At 65.0% G+C, this 15,470-nt stretch carries 17 protein-coding genes; 10 read left to right on the top strand and 7 right to left on the bottom strand.

Features of this window, described 5'->3' with window-relative positions; translation table 11 throughout:
* The first annotated feature begins 377 nt into the window (after positions 1 to 377).
* The 3 genes from Q9R22_RS06840 to Q9R22_RS06850 are packed head-to-tail and all read left to right on the top strand — an operon-like array spanning position 378 to position 2,201.
* Complete coding sequence (locus tag Q9R22_RS06840) at positions 378 to 794, top strand: DUF3052 domain-containing protein (RefSeq protein ID WP_035962250.1); 417 nt, start codon at positions 378 to 380, stop codon at positions 792 to 794.
* 40 nt (positions 795 to 834) lie between these two features.
* The gene (locus Q9R22_RS06845) at positions 835 to 1,296 is read left to right on the top strand and encodes a redoxin domain-containing protein (protein WP_098054971.1); all 462 of its coding nucleotides are present in this window, start codon (positions 835 to 837) and stop codon (positions 1,294 to 1,296) included.
* On the top strand, positions 1,296 to 2,201 hold the full coding sequence (locus tag Q9R22_RS06850) for a Sir2 family NAD-dependent protein deacetylase (RefSeq protein ID WP_098054972.1): 906 nt from the start codon (positions 1,296 to 1,298) through the stop codon (positions 2,199 to 2,201). The genes Q9R22_RS06845 and Q9R22_RS06850 overlap by 1 nt, the downstream gene beginning before the upstream one ends.
* 152 nt (positions 2,202 to 2,353) lie before the next feature.
* Here Q9R22_RS06850 and ppgK read toward each other — a convergent pair whose 3' ends face one another.
* Positions 2,354 to 3,187, bottom strand: a complete 834-nt coding sequence (gene ppgK, locus Q9R22_RS06855; protein ID WP_064847240.1) for a polyphosphate--glucose phosphotransferase — start codon at positions 3,185 to 3,187, stop codon at positions 2,354 to 2,356.
* A 72-nt stretch (positions 3,188 to 3,259) separates the two neighbouring features.
* On the bottom strand, positions 3,260 to 4,156 hold the full coding sequence (map, locus tag Q9R22_RS06860) for a type I methionyl aminopeptidase (protein WP_131332738.1): 897 nt from the start codon (positions 4,154 to 4,156) through the stop codon (positions 3,260 to 3,262).
* Between the two features lie 181 nt (positions 4,157 to 4,337).
* Here map and Q9R22_RS06865 point away from each other — a divergent pair, with 181 nt between their 5' ends.
* Positions 4,338 to 4,514, top strand: coding sequence for an SPOR domain-containing protein (locus tag Q9R22_RS06865; protein WP_121544375.1), 177 nt, complete (start codon positions 4,338 to 4,340; stop codon positions 4,512 to 4,514).
* A 60-nt stretch (positions 4,515 to 4,574) separates the two neighbouring features.
* Here the strand turns inward: Q9R22_RS06865 and panB are convergent, their stop codons facing one another.
* Positions 4,575 to 5,429, bottom strand: a complete 855-nt coding sequence (panB, locus tag Q9R22_RS06870; protein WP_085108670.1) for a 3-methyl-2-oxobutanoate hydroxymethyltransferase — start codon at positions 5,427 to 5,429, stop codon at positions 4,575 to 4,577.
* A 237-nt stretch (positions 5,430 to 5,666) separates the two neighbouring features.
* On the opposite strand from panB, the gene Q9R22_RS06875 reads away from it, so the two are divergent.
* Positions 5,667 to 7,010 (top strand): glutamine synthetase family protein, encoded by a 1,344-nt coding sequence (locus tag Q9R22_RS06875; RefSeq protein ID WP_131332740.1) that lies wholly within the window; start codon positions 5,667 to 5,669, stop codon positions 7,008 to 7,010.
* Positions 7,011 to 7,019: 9 nt separating this feature from the next.
* Positions 7,020 to 10,091 (top strand): bifunctional [glutamine synthetase] adenylyltransferase/[glutamine synthetase]-adenylyl-L-tyrosine phosphorylase, encoded by a 3,072-nt coding sequence (locus tag Q9R22_RS06880; protein WP_131332741.1) that lies wholly within the window; start codon positions 7,020 to 7,022, stop codon positions 10,089 to 10,091.
* On the opposite strand, the gene Q9R22_RS06885 is transcribed toward Q9R22_RS06880, so the two are convergent.
* From Q9R22_RS06885 to Q9R22_RS06900, 4 genes are all read right to left on the bottom strand, one after another.
* Positions 10,088 to 10,684, bottom strand: a complete 597-nt coding sequence (locus Q9R22_RS06885) for a DUF2231 domain-containing protein (RefSeq protein WP_131332743.1) — start codon at positions 10,682 to 10,684, stop codon at positions 10,088 to 10,090. The two genes, Q9R22_RS06880 and Q9R22_RS06885, sit on opposite strands and share 4 nt — an antisense overlap.
* 120 nt (positions 10,685 to 10,804) lie before the next feature.
* Positions 10,805 to 11,389, bottom strand: coding sequence for an ImmA/IrrE family metallo-endopeptidase (locus Q9R22_RS06890; protein ID WP_311254130.1), 585 nt, complete (start codon positions 11,387 to 11,389; stop codon positions 10,805 to 10,807).
* Between the two features lie 136 nt (positions 11,390 to 11,525).
* Complete coding sequence (locus tag Q9R22_RS06895; protein ID WP_131332745.1) at positions 11,526 to 12,098, bottom strand: hypothetical protein; 573 nt, start codon at positions 12,096 to 12,098, stop codon at positions 11,526 to 11,528.
* A gap of 343 nt (positions 12,099 to 12,441) precedes the next feature.
* Positions 12,442 to 12,678 (bottom strand): hypothetical protein, encoded by a 237-nt coding sequence (locus Q9R22_RS06900; RefSeq protein ID WP_131332747.1) that lies wholly within the window; start codon positions 12,676 to 12,678, stop codon positions 12,442 to 12,444.
* A gap of 132 nt (positions 12,679 to 12,810) precedes the next feature.
* On the opposite strand from Q9R22_RS06900, the gene Q9R22_RS06905 reads away from it, so the two are divergent.
* The 4 genes from Q9R22_RS06905 (at position 12,811) to Q9R22_RS06920 (ending at position 15,393) form a co-directional block, all read left to right on the top strand.
* A complete protein-coding gene (locus Q9R22_RS06905; RefSeq protein ID WP_131332749.1) occupies positions 12,811 to 13,146 on the top strand; it encodes a Bro-N domain-containing protein in 336 nt (111 codons plus the stop codon).
* A 15-nt stretch (positions 13,147 to 13,161) separates the two neighbouring features.
* Entirely contained in the window at positions 13,162 to 13,608 is a 447-nt protein-coding gene (locus tag Q9R22_RS06910; protein ID WP_131332751.1) for a phage antirepressor KilAC domain-containing protein, read from the top strand.
* 260 nt (positions 13,609 to 13,868) lie between these two features.
* Entirely contained in the window at positions 13,869 to 14,897 is a 1,029-nt protein-coding gene (locus tag Q9R22_RS06915) for an MFS transporter (protein WP_131332753.1), read from the top strand.
* A 103-nt stretch (positions 14,898 to 15,000) separates the two neighbouring features.
* A complete protein-coding gene (locus Q9R22_RS06920) occupies positions 15,001 to 15,393 on the top strand; it encodes a DUF2087 domain-containing protein (RefSeq protein WP_165489781.1) in 393 nt (130 codons plus the stop codon).
* Positions 15,394 to 15,470: the final 77 nt, after the last annotated feature.

Here is a 15,470-nt window from a genome sequence, read left to right on the forward strand (position 1 = left end):
GTCGGAAGACACGAGAACCTCTCTATCGTCAGCTCCGTGTCACGGGATCCCCGGTGTCGGAGCGGTGTGTCAGGCGGCGGGTGCTCGGACAGGCCGATGCCGTCGTCCTTTCATCGTGTCACACGCGATGGCGTCACCGGCAGTGACCACACCGTTTCACGCGTCACACCGCCTGCGCCGGGCCGCCACGAGTGTGGAATGTGTCACAAGTCACCCGATTCGCCCCGCGGTTCGTGGTGTGGCTTGAACGCGGGGACAATCCAGTGTTGTCTTTATTACGCACCGTTGACATCCCCGTCGCGGTGAGGGTGAGGTCCGGCAGCGTCGTTGAGCCGACGGTCCGGCCCCGCGCGAGACAGCAGTGAAGGAGAGTTACGGTGAGCGAGGCGAAAGCCCCCGAGGAGAGCATTGCGGCGCAACTGAATCTGAAGGACGGCGACTACGTCCAGGAATTCGGTTACGACGACGATGTCGACGCGGATCTGCGCGAGCGGATCGAGGACGCGATCGGCTCGGAGCTCTTCGACGAGGACGCGCAAGAGGTCGTGGACGCCGTCGTGCTGTGGTGGCGTGACGGGGACGGCGATCTGGTTGACGAGCTCGTGGACGTCCAAACCACCCTCGACGACGGCGGTGTCGTGTGGTTGCTGACGCCCAAGGCCGGCCGCCAGGACCACGTCTCTCCCGCTGACATCCAGGAAGCGGCCTCGACCGCCGGTCTGCACGTCACGAGCGCGGCACGGGTCTCCCCGGACTGGTCCGTCTCCCGCCTGACCCCCAAACGAAACTTCTGAGCGCGCGCCGCGGCGCTCCCGCGCGGCAGGAAGGGCTCTCATGAGTGCCATCGGATCCACCGCGCCGGACTTCACCCTCCAGGACCGTCACGGCGAGTCCCGCTCCCTGGGCGACTACCGGGGTGCGCCGGTCGTGCTCGTGTTCTTCCCCTACGCGTTCTCGCCGATCTGCACGGACGAGCTGTGCCATCTGCAAGATCACGCGGACATGTTCGATGAGTTCGACGCCGTCGTGGTGTGCATTTCCACGGACAGCCACTTCGCATTGGACGCGTTCGCGCGGCAGGAGTCCTACGACTTCCAGATGCTCTCCGATCACTGGCCCCACGGGGACGTGGCCCGCCGCTACGGTGTCCTGGACGAGGACGCAGGGTGCGCCCAGCGCCACACCATCACCATCGACGCCCGCGGGATCATTCGTGACGTCAGCTCCGCCGACATCACCCAGGCCCGGGAATGGGATCGACTGCGGGGCGTCCTCGAGAACCTGCCCCGGTCCTGATGCCCCTGCGAGTACTGCGCGCCGGTTACGGCGCACCGGTGGACGAAAGCCTCTTCCCCGATCCCCATGCACTGAACGCCCGGGACGGTCTGCCGCGCGTTCTCGAGGTGCTGCGGGGCAAGCAGATCGCGGTGCTCACGGGCGCGGGGGTGAGCACCCCGTCCGGGATCCCCGACTACCGCGGCCCGGGCGCCAAACCTCGTTCCCCCATGACGTACCAGGAGTTCATGGGCAGTGTGGCGAGTCGCCGGCATTACTGGGCCCGTAACCAGTACGGCTGGCACTTCGTGGCCCGGGCACAACCGTCCGCCGCCCACGAGGCGCTGGCCCGGCTCGAGGCCGCCGGTCTGGTGGACGGGATCATCACCCAGAACATCGACCGGCTGCACCAGAAAGCCGGCTCCGTGGCCGTGGTGGACCTGCACGGCACCTACGCGTGGGTGTTGTGCACCTCGTGCTCGTCCCGGTTCCCCCGGGAACAGGTCTCGCGCTACCTGGACGAGTTGAACCCCGGGTTCTACGACGGCATGGCCTCGGCGGACGACATCGAATACGCCCCGGACGCGGACGCCACCGTGGAGCACACCGGCGGTTTCCGTGTGTGGGACTGCCCCGTGTGCCAGGGGGTGCTGAAACCGGATGTCGTGTTCTTCGGGGAGAACGCGCCGTCGCACCGCGTGGCCCTGGCGCGGCGCATGGTCGCGCGGTCCGAGGCGCTACTCGTGGCGGGATCGTCGTTGACCGTGAACTCCGGACGCCGGTTCGTGCGGCAAGCAGACCGAGAGGGGATCCCCGTGGTGATCGTCAACCACGGCGTCACCGGAGGGGACTCGATGGCCACCGTGAAAGTGGACGCTCCCGTGGGGGAATTCCTCACCGACCTGGGCGACCACCTGACGGCTTGATCCGAATGCGTTGAGTACTTAGACTCGCAATACGAGACCCCGAGGGTCCGCGGAGGGGAAGCCGCGGTCACCTTCGGGGTCTCACCCATTTCCGGGGCGGGTCGGTACCGTCCCGAGCGCGGAGGATCTCCACGGCCCGGGACGGGCGTCCGTCACTTCACGGGGTCGATGACCGGCTTGGCGGCCTGGGCGTCCCGGCACTGCTGGGCCCACAGCGCAGCACCCACGATGCCGGCGTTGTTGCGCAGCGCGGCGATCTCTACCGGTGTCCGCAGTTCGAGGTAGGGCAGGAACTTCTCCGAGTTCTTGGACACACCGCCCCCGATCACGAACAGGGACGGGGAGAACAGGAACTCCACGTGGGAGAAGTACCGCTGCAGCCGCTTCTTGGCCCACTTCTTCCAGGGCAGCTGCTCGCGTTCCCGGGCGGCGGCCGAGGCCTTGGTCTCGGCATCGAAGCCGTCGATCTCCAGGTGACCGAGCTCGGCGTTGGGGACCAGTTGGCCGTTGAGGATCATCGCGGAACCGATCCCTGTGCCCAGGGTGATCACCATGACCAGGCCTTCCTTGCCCTTGCCTGCGCCGTAGTGCGCTTCGGCGAGCCCGGCGCCGTCGGCGTCGTTGAGGGCCTCGACCTCACGGCCCAGCGTTTCGGTCATGAGGGCATCCACGTTCGTGTTGATCCACGACTTGTCCACGTTCGCCGCGGACAGCGCCACCCCGTTCTTGATGATGGCGGGGAAAACGATGCCCACGTGGCTGTCCGGGGCCGGAGCCTCGGGGCGGGACTGCAGTTCGTCCACGATCTGCTTGACGACGCCGGCCACGGCTTCCGGCGTGGCGGGCTGCGGCGTGGGGATGCGGAACCGTTCACCCACGAGTTGGCCGGTGGCGAGATCCACGATCCCACCCTTGGTGCCGGTACCACCAATGTCGATTCCGATGCCACACTGCGATACGACACCCTGCGGAGTACCTGAGCTCATGAACGGTCCCTTCGGTTCACGGTGGAAACTATGCGGAGGTGGACGCGACGCAGCCCGCCCCGTCGCTCGATCTTACGGGAGGGTGAGGATCTCCACGCCGTCATCAGTTACGACCATGGTGTGTTCGAACTGTGCAGTGCGCATCTTGTCATGGGTCGTGATGGTCCAGTCGTCGGACCACTGGTCCCACGTGATGGAGCCGAGGGTCAGCATGGGTTCGATCGTGAAGATCATTCCCGGGACCATCTCGGTGGCGTAGGACGGGGCGGCGTCGTAGTGCGGGACGATCAGACCCGTGTGGAACTCGCGCCCCACGCCGTGCCCGGTGAAGTCGCGCACGACCCCGTAGTCGAAACGCTTGGCGTACTTCTCGATGACGCGCCCGATCACGTTGATTTCACGCCCGGGACGCACGGCCTTGATCCCGCGGTTCATCGCCTCGTGCGTGCGTTCCACGAGCAGGCGGGAGTCCTCGTCCACGTCACCCACCAGGAACATGGCATTGGTGTCCCCGTGCATGCCGTTCTTGTATGCGGTGACGTCCAGGTTGATGATGTCCCCGTCCTCGAGCACGGTGGAATCGGGGATGCCGTGACAGATCACCTCGTTGAGTGACGTGCAGATGGACTTGGGGAACCCGCGATACTCGAGGCACGAGGGGTATGCCCCGTGATCACACATGTACTCGTGCGCGATCCGGTCCAGTTCATCCGTGGTCACGCCGGGCTTGGCCTCCGCGCCCGCGGCCTGCAGCGCACGGGCGGCGATCCGGCCGGCCTCGCGCACCAGCTCGATCTCTTCGGGGGTGTACACGTTGGAGGCGTGACCCTCGTTCGCGTCCCGGCGTCCCACGTACTCCGGCCGTTCGATCCCGCCCGGGACGTGGCGCCGCGGGGCGAGGCTCCCGGGGCGCAGCGCGCCGCGCGGTGCGGTGGATCCGGGTGCTGGTGCGAGATTGTGCGTGGTCACGATGGGTCATTGCCTCCTGCGGCGATCGCGGGCGTGTTCGTGCTGTGAGGCGTCAAGGCGCCCCGAACACCTGGTTCAGCAACTAGCCTAATCCTTGAGTCCCGGGCCCGTTCGGCCGGGAAGGTTCGCGACCCCGCCGCGGGGCGGGTGTACGGCACGGTGCCGCACAGGGAGGAAGATCATGGCCGAGTACTGGTACAACCTCTACACCAAGCAGGTCGAGGAAGGCCCCAAGGACGACTACCGCAAGCTCATGGGCCCCTACGCGACCCGCGAGGAGGCCTCGCGCGCCCTCGAGCGCGCCGCGGAGAACACCAAGCGCTGGGACGACGAGGACGCCGCGTTCAAGGGTGACTGACTCTGTAGGGCCGGGCGGCGACGTCGCCCGGTCCCATTCTCGTTCGGGGTGACCCGGGCGTCACCCCCGGTAGGAGTGCTCCTCGGCCGGGAACGCACCGGAGCGGACGTCGGCCACGTAGCCGCGCACGGCGTCGTCGGCGACCTGAGCGAGCTGCGCGTACTGCTTGACGAAACGCGGCATCTTCCCGGTGCGCAACCCCAGCATGTCCTGCCACACGAGCACCTGGCCGGTGGTCACATTCCCGGCGCCGATCCCCACCGTGGGGATCCGCAGCTCGTCCTCCACTCGTGCCGCGGCGTCCGCGGACACCATTTCCAGGACGACGGCGAAGCACCCGGCGTCCTGCACGGCACGGGCGTCGCGCAGTAGCTGCTCCCCGGCCTCGCCGCGGCCCTGGATCCGGAACCCGCCCAGCGCGTGCTCGGACTGCGGGGTGAATCCGACGTGACCCATGACAGGGATCCCAGCGCGCACCACGGCGGCCACGTGCTCCGCGAGCGCTTCCCCCGCCTCGATCTTCACGGCGTGCGCGCCGGACTCCTTCATGATCCGCACCGCGCTGCGCACGGCCTGATCCGGGGACTCCTCGTACGAGCCGAAGGGCAGGTCCACGACCACGAGGCTGCGCTGTACGCCGCGGACGACCGCCGCGGAGAACGTGATCATGTGCTCGAGCGTGACCGGCAGGGTGGACTCGTGTCCGAGCACCGTGTTGCCGAGCGAATCACCCACGAGCAGGACGTCCACGCCGGCTCGGTCGAAGATCCCCGCGGTGAGCGTGTCGTAGCTCGTGAGCATGGAGAACTTCTCCCCGGCGTCCTTGGCACGCTGCAGGTGCAGGGTCCGCACGCGGGCGATCTGGGCGAGGGATTTCTCGGCGGGGGAACCGGACGAAGGCTGCGTTTCGCTCATGGTGTCAGGGTACCGGCCGGTCGGGCCCAGGGGTTCCGGGCGGGGAGCGGCACTGGCTCGGCAACCCGATCGCCGTGCGGACCGGGGCGGGAACACGCGAGCGGACAGATGGGGGAGACGGGCGCGGGGAACGCTGCTGCGACCGATACAGTTGTGACGTGGCTCGTCCCGGGCATGGCCCCGGTACGTGAGCCCGCAGCCGCTGTGTCACACGCCCCAGGAATCCGAGGTGGACCCATGGACCGTCAGCAAGAATTCGTTCTGCGCACCATCGAGGACCGGGACGTCCGGTTCGTCCGGTTGTGGTTCACGGACGTCGTGGGGACCCTCAAGTCCATTGCGCTGGCACCCGCTGAGGTGGAGGCCGCGTTCGAGGAGGGCCTCGGGTTCGACGGCTCCTCGATCGAGGGGCTGTCGCGGATCTTCGAGTCCGACATGCTCCTGCAACCGGATCCCGCCACGTTTCAGTTGCTGCCGTGGCGCGGGGAGGACGAGCCGACCTCCCGGATGTTCTGCGACCTGAAGACCCCGGACGGTGAGCCTTCCGCGGCGGATCCCCGCGGGGTTCTGCGCCGCGTGCTCGCCAAGGCCTCGGACATGGGCTTCACGTGCTACACCGCTCCCGAGATCGAGTTCTACCTGTTGCGCTCGCCCGAGCTGGACCCGAGCACCGGCGAACCCGTACCGGTGGACTACGAGGGGTACTTCGATCACGTCCCGGGGGGAGTGGTCCAAGACTTCCGCCGCACCGCGGTGAACATGCTCGAATCGGTGGGCATCTCCGTGGAGTTCTCGCACCACGAGGCCGGACCGGGTCAGAACGAGATCGACCTGCGCTACGCGGACGCGCTGCAGACCGCGGACAACATCATGACGTTCCGCACCGTGGTGCGCGAGGTGGCCCTGTCCCAGGGGATCTACGCGACCTTCATGCCCAAGCCGTTCTCCCGTCACCCCGGCTCGGGGATGCACACGCACTTCTCCCTGTTCGAGGGGGACACCAACGCGTTCTACGAGGCCGGGGCCGAGTTCCGGCTCTCCGAGACCGGGCGGCACTTCATCGCCGGGCTGCTGCGCCACGCCCCCGAGTTCACGTCCGTGACCAATCAGTTCGTGAACTCCTACAAGCGACTGTGGGCCGGTGACGAAGCGCCGTCGTATATGTCATGGGGCCACAACAACCGCTCGGCGCTGGTGCGTGTGCCGCTCTACAAGCCGGACAAGGTGCAGTCCTCCCGGATCGAGTACCGGGGGATCGACTCCGCGACGAACCCGTACCTGTCCTACGCCGCGCTGCTGGGGGCGGGGCTCAAGGGGATCGAGAACGAGTACGAGCTGCCGCCCGTGGAGATGGACGACGTGTTCGCCATGAGCAGCGCCGAGCGCCGCGCCGTGGGCCACCAACCCCTGCCGGGCAGCCTCCACGACGCGATCCGGCTGACCGAGGAATCGGAGTTCATGGCGGAGCTTTTGGGCGAGCAGGTCTTCGAGTACTTCCTACGCAACAAGCGCCGCGACTGGGACCAGTACCGCCAGGAGGTCTCGCCCTACGAACTGCGGACCAACCTGGGCATCCTGTAGGGGCAGACCATGACTGACACCCCGGGCACCGCCAAGGAGCGCGCGGAGAAGATCTCGGCCAAGCAACTGATCTCGATCGGTTTCGCGGACGTCACGAATGCCCGGCGCTGGCTGGGGTTCCGGGAACTGGACGGCGTGGACCTGTCCGCGCTGCTCGCGGGACTGGCCCACGCGGCGTCGCCGGACGTGGCGCTGCAGCTCATCGTGCGGCTCATCGAGAACCACCCGGAGGTCGCGCGGCGAATCAACGGGGACCCCCGAGAGTCCGAGACCATGTTCCGCTTGCTGGGTGCGTCCGAGGCGCTGGGGGAGTTCCTGCTGCGCGCCCCCGAGAACCTGGACCTGCTGGACATCCCGCCCGTGGACGAGCCGAAGGCGGACCGCGCGGAGGTCTTCCGTGCGGCGCTGCTCGAATCGGTGGGCGCCGATCCGCAGGCGGACACCCCGGTGGCATCGCTCACGGGACAGGACGCGCACAAGGCGTTGCGCGTGGCCTATCGCCGCGGGCTCGCGCGCGTGGCCGTCCGGGACGTCGGGGCCGTGGACCCGGTGGCCTACATGCCCGCCGTCGGCCGGCAACTCGCGGACCTCGCCGGGGCCGCCCTCGAGGCCGGCCTGGCGGTGGCGCGCGCTCACGCCGCCGAGCGCTGGGAGCCCGCCCTCGTGGAGCAGGTACGGCTCGCGGTGATCGGCATGGGCAAGTGTGGCGCCCGAGAGCTGAACTACATCTCGGACGTGGACGTGGTCTACGTCGGGGAGACCCGGGCCTCCGACGCCGGGGACACCCCGGACGAGAGCACGAGCACGGAGATCGCCACCGAGATGGCCCACACCCTCGCGCAGGCCATGATGGCCGCCGGTCCCGAGCCGGCGTTGTGGGAAGTGGACGCGAACCTACGGCCCGAGGGCAAGGACGGGCCGCTCGTGCGGACACTGGACTCCCACGTGCGCTATTACAAGCGCTGGGCCAAGTCCTGGGAGTTCCAGGCGCTGCTCAAGGCCCGGTGCGTCGCGGGCGATCAGGACCTCGGGCGGCGCTACGAGGCGGCCATCGCGCCGTTCATCTGGTCATCCGCCGAGCGCGAGGGCTTCGTGGAATCCGTCCAGGCCATGCGCCGCAGGGTCACGGAGAACATCCCTGAGGCGGACCGGGACCGGCAGATCAAGCTCGGACCCGGGGGACTGCGGGATGTCGAGTTCACGGTGCAGTTGCTACAACTCGTACACGGACGCTCGGATGATACCGTCCGCACGCGTGCCACCACCGAATCCCTCGCGGCGCTGAGCGCGGGTGGCTACATTGGCCGCGCGGACGCCGAGGAGTTCGGACTCAACTACCGATGGCTGCGGTTGCTCGAGCACCGGATCCAGTTGTTCCGCATGCGGCGGACGCACCTGATGCCGCGCGACGAACGGGAACTGGCCGTCGTCGCCCGGTCCGTGGACGGCGCCGCCGAGCGCACGCACCCCACGGCCCAGAAACTCGTGAGCGACTGGAACGCGGCCAAGCGCTCCGTGCGCAGCATGCACGAGCGGATCTTCTACCGTCCCATGCTCGCGGCGCTCGCCAACGCGCCCGCGGACACCACCCTCACGACCGACGCCGCTCGGGACCGCCTCGCGGCACTCGGGTACCAGGACACCAAGGCCGCGATGCGACACATCGAGGCCCTCTCGCGCGGCGTGAGCCGGCGAGCCGAGATCCTGCGCACGCTGCTGCCGGTGCTGCTCGACTGGCTCGCTGAGGGCGTGGACCCGGACGCCGGTCTGCTCAACCTGCGCAGGGTGTGCGAGGCCCTGGGCAACACACCCTGGTTCCTGCGATTACTGCGGGATTCCAACGCCGCGGCCGAGCGGTTGTGTCACATCCTCTCGAGTTCTCGGTACGTCTCGGACCTGCTCGAAACCTCTCCCGAGGCGACGGCGTGGTTGGGCGACGACTCCCAGCTGGCCACCCGGTCCCTGGACGAGCTCGTGTCACAGATGCGCGCGCAGGTCGCTCGGCACCACGACCCGGGCGAGGCCATCCGGGCCGTGCGCCAGATCCGGCGCCGCGAACAGTTGCGCATCGCGCTCGCGGACACGAGCGGCGTCGCCAGCGTGGAGACCACCGTGACGGGTCTTTCGGACGTGGACCAGGCCACCGTGATGGCCGCGCTCTACCTTGCCCGCACCGAGTACGCGGCCGAGCACGACGGCGCTGTCCCCGCCGAGGTGCTCGTGATCGCCATGGGGCGCCAGGGCGGGCGCGAGATCGGTTTCGGCTCGGACGCGGACGTGATGTACGCGTACGCACCCGCCCCGGACGCAGACCCCGGGGAAGCGCGCAGTGCCGCGGAAACCGTGCTCAACCGCATGGTCAAGCTCCTGAAGCAACCGTGCACGCCGCCCGTGGTCGCCGAACGGGTCCTGGAGATCGACAACGACCTGCGTCCGGAAGGGCGCTCGGGCACCATGGTGCGGTCGGTGGCCTCGTACGCCGAGTACTACGAGCGCTGGGGTCAGACCTGGGAGTTCCAGGCCCTGACCCGCGCCCGGTACATGGCCGGTTCCGAGGACGTGGCCCAGGCGTTCTTCCGTGTGGTGGACCGTTTCCGGTACCCGGCCGAATTCACGGACCGTCAGCTCGTGGACATCCGGCGCATGAAGGCGCGCGTGGAGAGCGAGCGGATGCCCCGCGGGGCAGATCCCACCCGGCAGGTGAAGCTGGGCAGGGGCGGGCTCTCGGACGTGGAATGGCTCGTGCAGTTGCTGCAGCTGCAGCACGCGCACGAGGTCCCCGAGCTGCGCACCACCTCCACACTGCCCGCGCTGAACGCCGCGGTGGCTGCCGACCTCGTGGGCCCGGAGGACGCCGCCGTACTGGAGCACGCGTGGAAACTTGCCACGGACATCCGCAACGGCAACGTCCTGCGCTCCGGGCGGGCCTCCGATTCCGTGCCGTCACGCCGGGTGGACCTCGAGGCCGTGGCCCGGTGGATCGGCTACGAACCCGGTTCCGCCGCGCAGCTCGAGGAGGACTACCTGCGGATCACCCGGCAGTCCCGCTCGGTGTTCGAGCGGTTGTTCTACGGCCGCTAGTTCTGCGCCCGACCGTTCGTGCCGTCCTCGTAGGCCGCGTCCCGCGAGCCCACCTGACGCGCGACCGACAGGTGCCCGCCCAGGTAACCGCCCAGGCCGGCGGCGGACATGCCGCCCAGGGCGAGGACGCGCCCCAGCCCGTGGCGTCCGGTGCGGCGGGCCACCCACGAGGCGAGTTGCAGACCCGTGGCCAGGCCGTTGGACCCGGCGTGGATCACGGCCACACGTTTGTCCCGGTTCTGCAGCCCGTGGTACTCGGCCCATCCGGTCAGAGCCGATGGCACCGCCGAGAGGACACCCACGCCCGTGAGCACCCGCGCGGCACGGGCGGAGTCACGGCCACCCATGAGGTCGAGCACGAGCGCGCTCATCCACGTGCCCATGGGCACCTCGATGAGCAGCGGGTGCAGCGCGTGGCCCACCTGCTTGCCCTGCAGGAGGTCGCGAACGGTCGGATTCCCGGCCACGGCGGTGGCCACGGAATCGGCCGAGCCCACCAAGGGGTCCAGGGCACTGCTGCCCTCGACCGTTTTCATCAGGGGAGTCAGGGGGCTCTCGGCATTCGAGGCGAGGGATTGGGTGGACTCGTTCATAGTCGGTCCTCTCAGATGTGGGATGTCCCGCCATCCTCGCACCCCGCGGCGGGGAATGCACCCGCCCCTCGGGGTGTCCCGGTCCTGCGTGGAGTGGGCCAGTCAGCCCGGCGCTGCCTGTTATGGTAGACCCGCCCGCTTCAACTGAGCAAAAGTGACCAGGGGTGCCGCTGGGCTGCTTTTGCTCCACTGGATTTTCGGTGGAACGGGCTGGTGAGTGGTGCCCCAGGAGGGAGTCGAAAACACCACCCCGCCCAATTGCAGGGCGGAAACGTGCGGAACTTTGCGGAACGCGGCAATACGGGCACGGTCCATATCCCTGGTGCTGTTGAGGTAGTCAACACAGCCGACGCGACCCTGGGTCAGCCGTGCTGCAGGCTGCACCATTCCTTGGCGCTCGCGTGCTGGATCCGGTCGGCCAGCATCCGGGGGGGGGGTGACGCCGAGCTCTTGGACGAGGTTCCAGATCTCGAGCTGCGCGCCGCGACTGGCGTGCAGAGCCGCCCAGGGAACGAGCAGGCGCGCGGTCTCCTCGCGCACCGCGGCCTCGATGGCCGGCAGTTGGTGGCCGGTGTGTCCGCGGGTGATGTGCACAAGTTCGTGTGTGAGCGTGCAGCGTCGCTCGGTGGTCGTCAGATGGGTGTCGAGCCAGATCGCCGTGCCGTCTGTGCAGCCCGAGAGCCGCTCGAGGGGGATCGTGTGCACGTCGATGCCTGGCTCAATCACCGTAGCCCAGGGATCGACATGTATTCGAATCTACGGTGGGCGGGTGACAGGCACAAAGATGGCCCCGCACCATTACGGTGCGGGGCCATCGCTGCCGCTCTGGGGGGGCGGGTTGTTACTTCAGCTCGGCACTCGTCGCGGTGCACGAAGCGGAGGACATGTCGCCGCTGCTGTCATTCTTCACGACGACCTTGCCGTTGTAGATGATCTCGCAGGTCACTGCGTTGTCGCCGCCCATTGTGGCTGAGGTGACGGACAGGGTTGCAGCATCCACCCAGTCTTCGAGGGTGAGGTCCTTGGACCATTCACCGGAGAAGTTCTGGCTGCTCTGCGTCGAACTGTTACCGAAGGCCACCATCCCATCGCTGGACGACGTCGCGCGCAGCGTGACAGTCTTGCCGGCCTGCGTGGCCGCGGGATCCGTGGCCGCCGGGGTGCCCGCCTCGGCGGTGGGCTGGGCAACCGCGGGGCTCGGGTCATTCGTTGCCTCGTCGGCGGCGTTCAGTGCCCCGCCGATTAGGACCGCGCAGCCGCCGAACAACAGCAGCGCAAGCACCGCGAGGATGCCCACGACCCACGGCCACTTCTTACGCTTCTTCGGGGGCTGCTGCTGCGGGTAGCCCTGCTGGGGTGCGCCATTGACCGGGCCCTGGGGGTAACCGTCGGGACCGTTGGTGGGGGTGCTCATGGGGGTTCTCCAATGCCTGGATCCGCGCGCACTCGCGCAGTGAATGGGGGCAACCACAAGCCATGTGGTTGCATGTGCATACTAAATTACCTGGGAAAAGCCTGGGCCAACAGCCGCCGCGCCCCAGTGAGCCGCGACATTACAGGACGCCCTACAGGTCGCCCCAGTGCCCGTCGTCCTGGCCGGCCTCCCCAGCCTCATCCTGGGCAGACCGACGCTCACGCCCCTCGCTCAGGGCATCATCGGCCGCCAGTGCAGCCTCATCGGGTACAGGAGCCAGATGCCGGCCCGCGCTTGCGGGCTCTGCTGCCGAGCTCACCCCGGCGCGGGTAATGGGGGTCTGTTACGTCGACTGCGCGCCGCCCGCTTCCGTCCCCGGTTCCTGCTCGTGGTCCTCGGTGTCGCGTTCATGGCTGAGCCTCTCGGTCGCTTCTCGTAGTGCCACGACGAGCTTCTGCTCCCACCGCGCCTGACGAATCAACCCACGCGCCATGTCGATCAACATCTGCCGCTCTTCCGGACCCAACTCGTCCACACCCTCCGGCAGCTGCTCCGCCAGCCCGTTGCTCGGCGCTCGCATTCCTGCGATCCCGAGCACCTGTCGCTCGGGAAGTCGACCGCGACTTGGAGGAGCTGTTCGAGCAAAGCTCGACCAGTCGCACGCATCAAGTGACCAACGCTCTAGGGAGCACACATCAGAAGGGAACGGGGCATGAGCTCGAATCTGATGCAGTACGAGTATCTGGGACAAGGCGTCCGAATCCTCGAGGAGGACGGCGCAGCACTGTTCGTTGCTAGCGACGTGGCGCGGCTGCTCTGCCACCGCGACGCCGCCGCCATGGTGCGTGCGTTGGACGCGGACGAGAAGGGCACACGTCAGACGTGCACCCCTGGGGGAGACCAGGACGTCACGGTCATCACTGAGGCCGGTCTCTACCACGCGGTCCTGCTGCGCCAGACCGGACGCATGACCGACCAGGGTGCCAAGGACGCGGTCAAGGCATTCCAACGGTGGTCACCCTCGAGGTGCTCCCGCAGATCCGCATGACCGGGGGCCTGGTCAATGCAGCCGCAGATGCAGGTCCCGCAGTCCCTGCCTGAGGCCCTGCGTGCCTACGCCCGAGAGGTCGAGGCGCGCGAGGCAATGGAGGCCTACGCCAAGGAGCTCGAGCCCAAGGGTGAGGCCTACGACGCCTTCCTCTCCGGTCACGGCACCTACTCCATCGGCAACATCGCCAAGATGCACGGCCTGTCCCAGAACAAGCTGTTTGATCTGATGCGCGCCTCCGGGCTCATGATCGCCAAGGGCGCGATGCGCAACACCCCGTACCAGAAGTACATGCATCATTTCGCGGTCAAGGCCTACGACTTCACCCGCACCGACGACACGGTCGGAACGTCCTACACCACGCGCGTCCAGCCCTCCGGCGTGGACTTCCTCCGCCGCAAACTCTGCCTCACCCCGGCCACGAACTGGAGGTGTTGGCCTGAACCCCGATTTCTGTTGTAAAAGTTATTGCTACAGGGATGACAGTTGATGATCCATACCATTTTACCAATGGTCGATATATTGCCATAAGCACTAAAAAAGATCCGCCCAGTCCCTCTTACACAGGAGCCCTTTTTATGTGATGATTAAATTAATTTACAATTTCCTCCTTGCACTTGGTACCGGCTTTTTCGTATCATATGATATTATTATTTTGAGCACTACGGACTTGGACTAGCTATATTCGCATTGGTTTCGTCGATGTATGACTTACCTCTGCAATAAGTGACATTCCTTTATCAATATTATTTGATCGAGTGTCGCCACGATTTGTGTTACTCATTGGAAATGCAATGAGAATTATTGGGTTTTTGATTTTTTTCATTGATCCCACTAATATTGCTTTGGTTGCACTAGGCCAAATCCTGGCAGGAATCGGAGGAGCTTCAGAGAGCGGCGCAGTAGATGCGCTTGTAGTCAATGACCGTCTCTCAAAAGGTGAATCAGCTAGGTCTATCCTTGCGATTTTATTAGGGCTGAACGCGGTAGCTACAGTTGTTGGTGCTGGTCTTGGCTATTTTATAAACAGTTGGGATCCAAGATATATTTGGATTGCTGCCGCCATAACATACGTAATTTCAACGTTACTCTTGTTTATCATGAGCATCGATCCACCTCAGAAGATGGAGGCGTCTAATGGAGTATCAAATTTATGGTCGTCACTCATCACATCTGGTCGAATACTCGTGCGTCGTCAGAAAGCCTGGCTTATTCTTCTAGGAAAAGCGGCAGCTCTTGGAGCATTCTTTACTTGGCAATCTAAGTTTTTCAACATTAATGACTCACCCGATATGGTGTTTATTGCACTAATTGTTATGAAAATTGGCATCTTTATATTATTTTTCTTCATCGGGAAATTTGATTTAAAGGAGTATGGCCTTATTGGTGTTCTTATTTTCAATTGCACAGGCCTAGCTGCTCTCGCAACTTCGAATTCACCCTTATTACTTGTCGGGGGTTTTCTCACCCATGTCATCTGCCAATCAATACTTATTCAAGTTCTAGGCGCAGCTCTTCACGAGACGCTTCCAAATGATCTACGTGCAACTGCCTTTTCCGTTCTTGCTTGCTTTGATTCGGCCGCTGTTATAGTTGTCGCTCCATTGGTGGGTATAGCAGCTGAACATGTTAGCCTGAGATCAGGGATTGCAGTAAGCGGAATTCCGTATATTCCTATACTTCTGGTGCTTGTTTGGAGAATTCGTAACATGGATAGCCTGGACACCAGTAATCTCGTCAAAAGTGATTAAAAAATTCAACTACTGTTAGGAAATTATGAGTCAAGAATTAAGGCCCCTCAGGTCATTAATTGCGATGCTTCGACGCCCCCAAAATAGAGAAACAATTAGTCAGGTGTTATCCTCTACACAGCAGGGTGCGGACGATCCTTTAATTGTAGGTCTTATTAAGATTGGTTTTGCAGAGATCGGTAACAGTGAGGTCAGGTTTCGTGAGACTTTTCTGAGCGAATCTCTGCGAGCGATCGACGGGCATCTCGGATCACATGAGATTCTTTTGGGAAACAAAATTGACGTTAATGAACTTCAACATGAAAAAATCGATTCTACAGTCGCCGCGGTAATCCGACGAGTTATAGATGCTGACGAGAGAATTTCAGAGCCTATTCTCAATGAACGTCTACGAATGTTTGTTCTGGACATCGCATTTTTCCGTCGTCACGCCGTAGACACGGGCGTATTGGGGCGCACTCAAGACGGTGCCATGTACTGGCTGGCAGCCTCTTAGGAATCAGGGTCTTCATTACTAGCCGGATCAATTGAAAACACGTCTTCATATGGTCGAAAACTCCGGGGGGCTGCTGC

The organism is Kocuria sp. PD6, assembly GCF_031844145.1.
GTDB lineage: Bacteria > Actinomycetota > Actinomycetes > Actinomycetales > Micrococcaceae > Kocuria > Kocuria marina.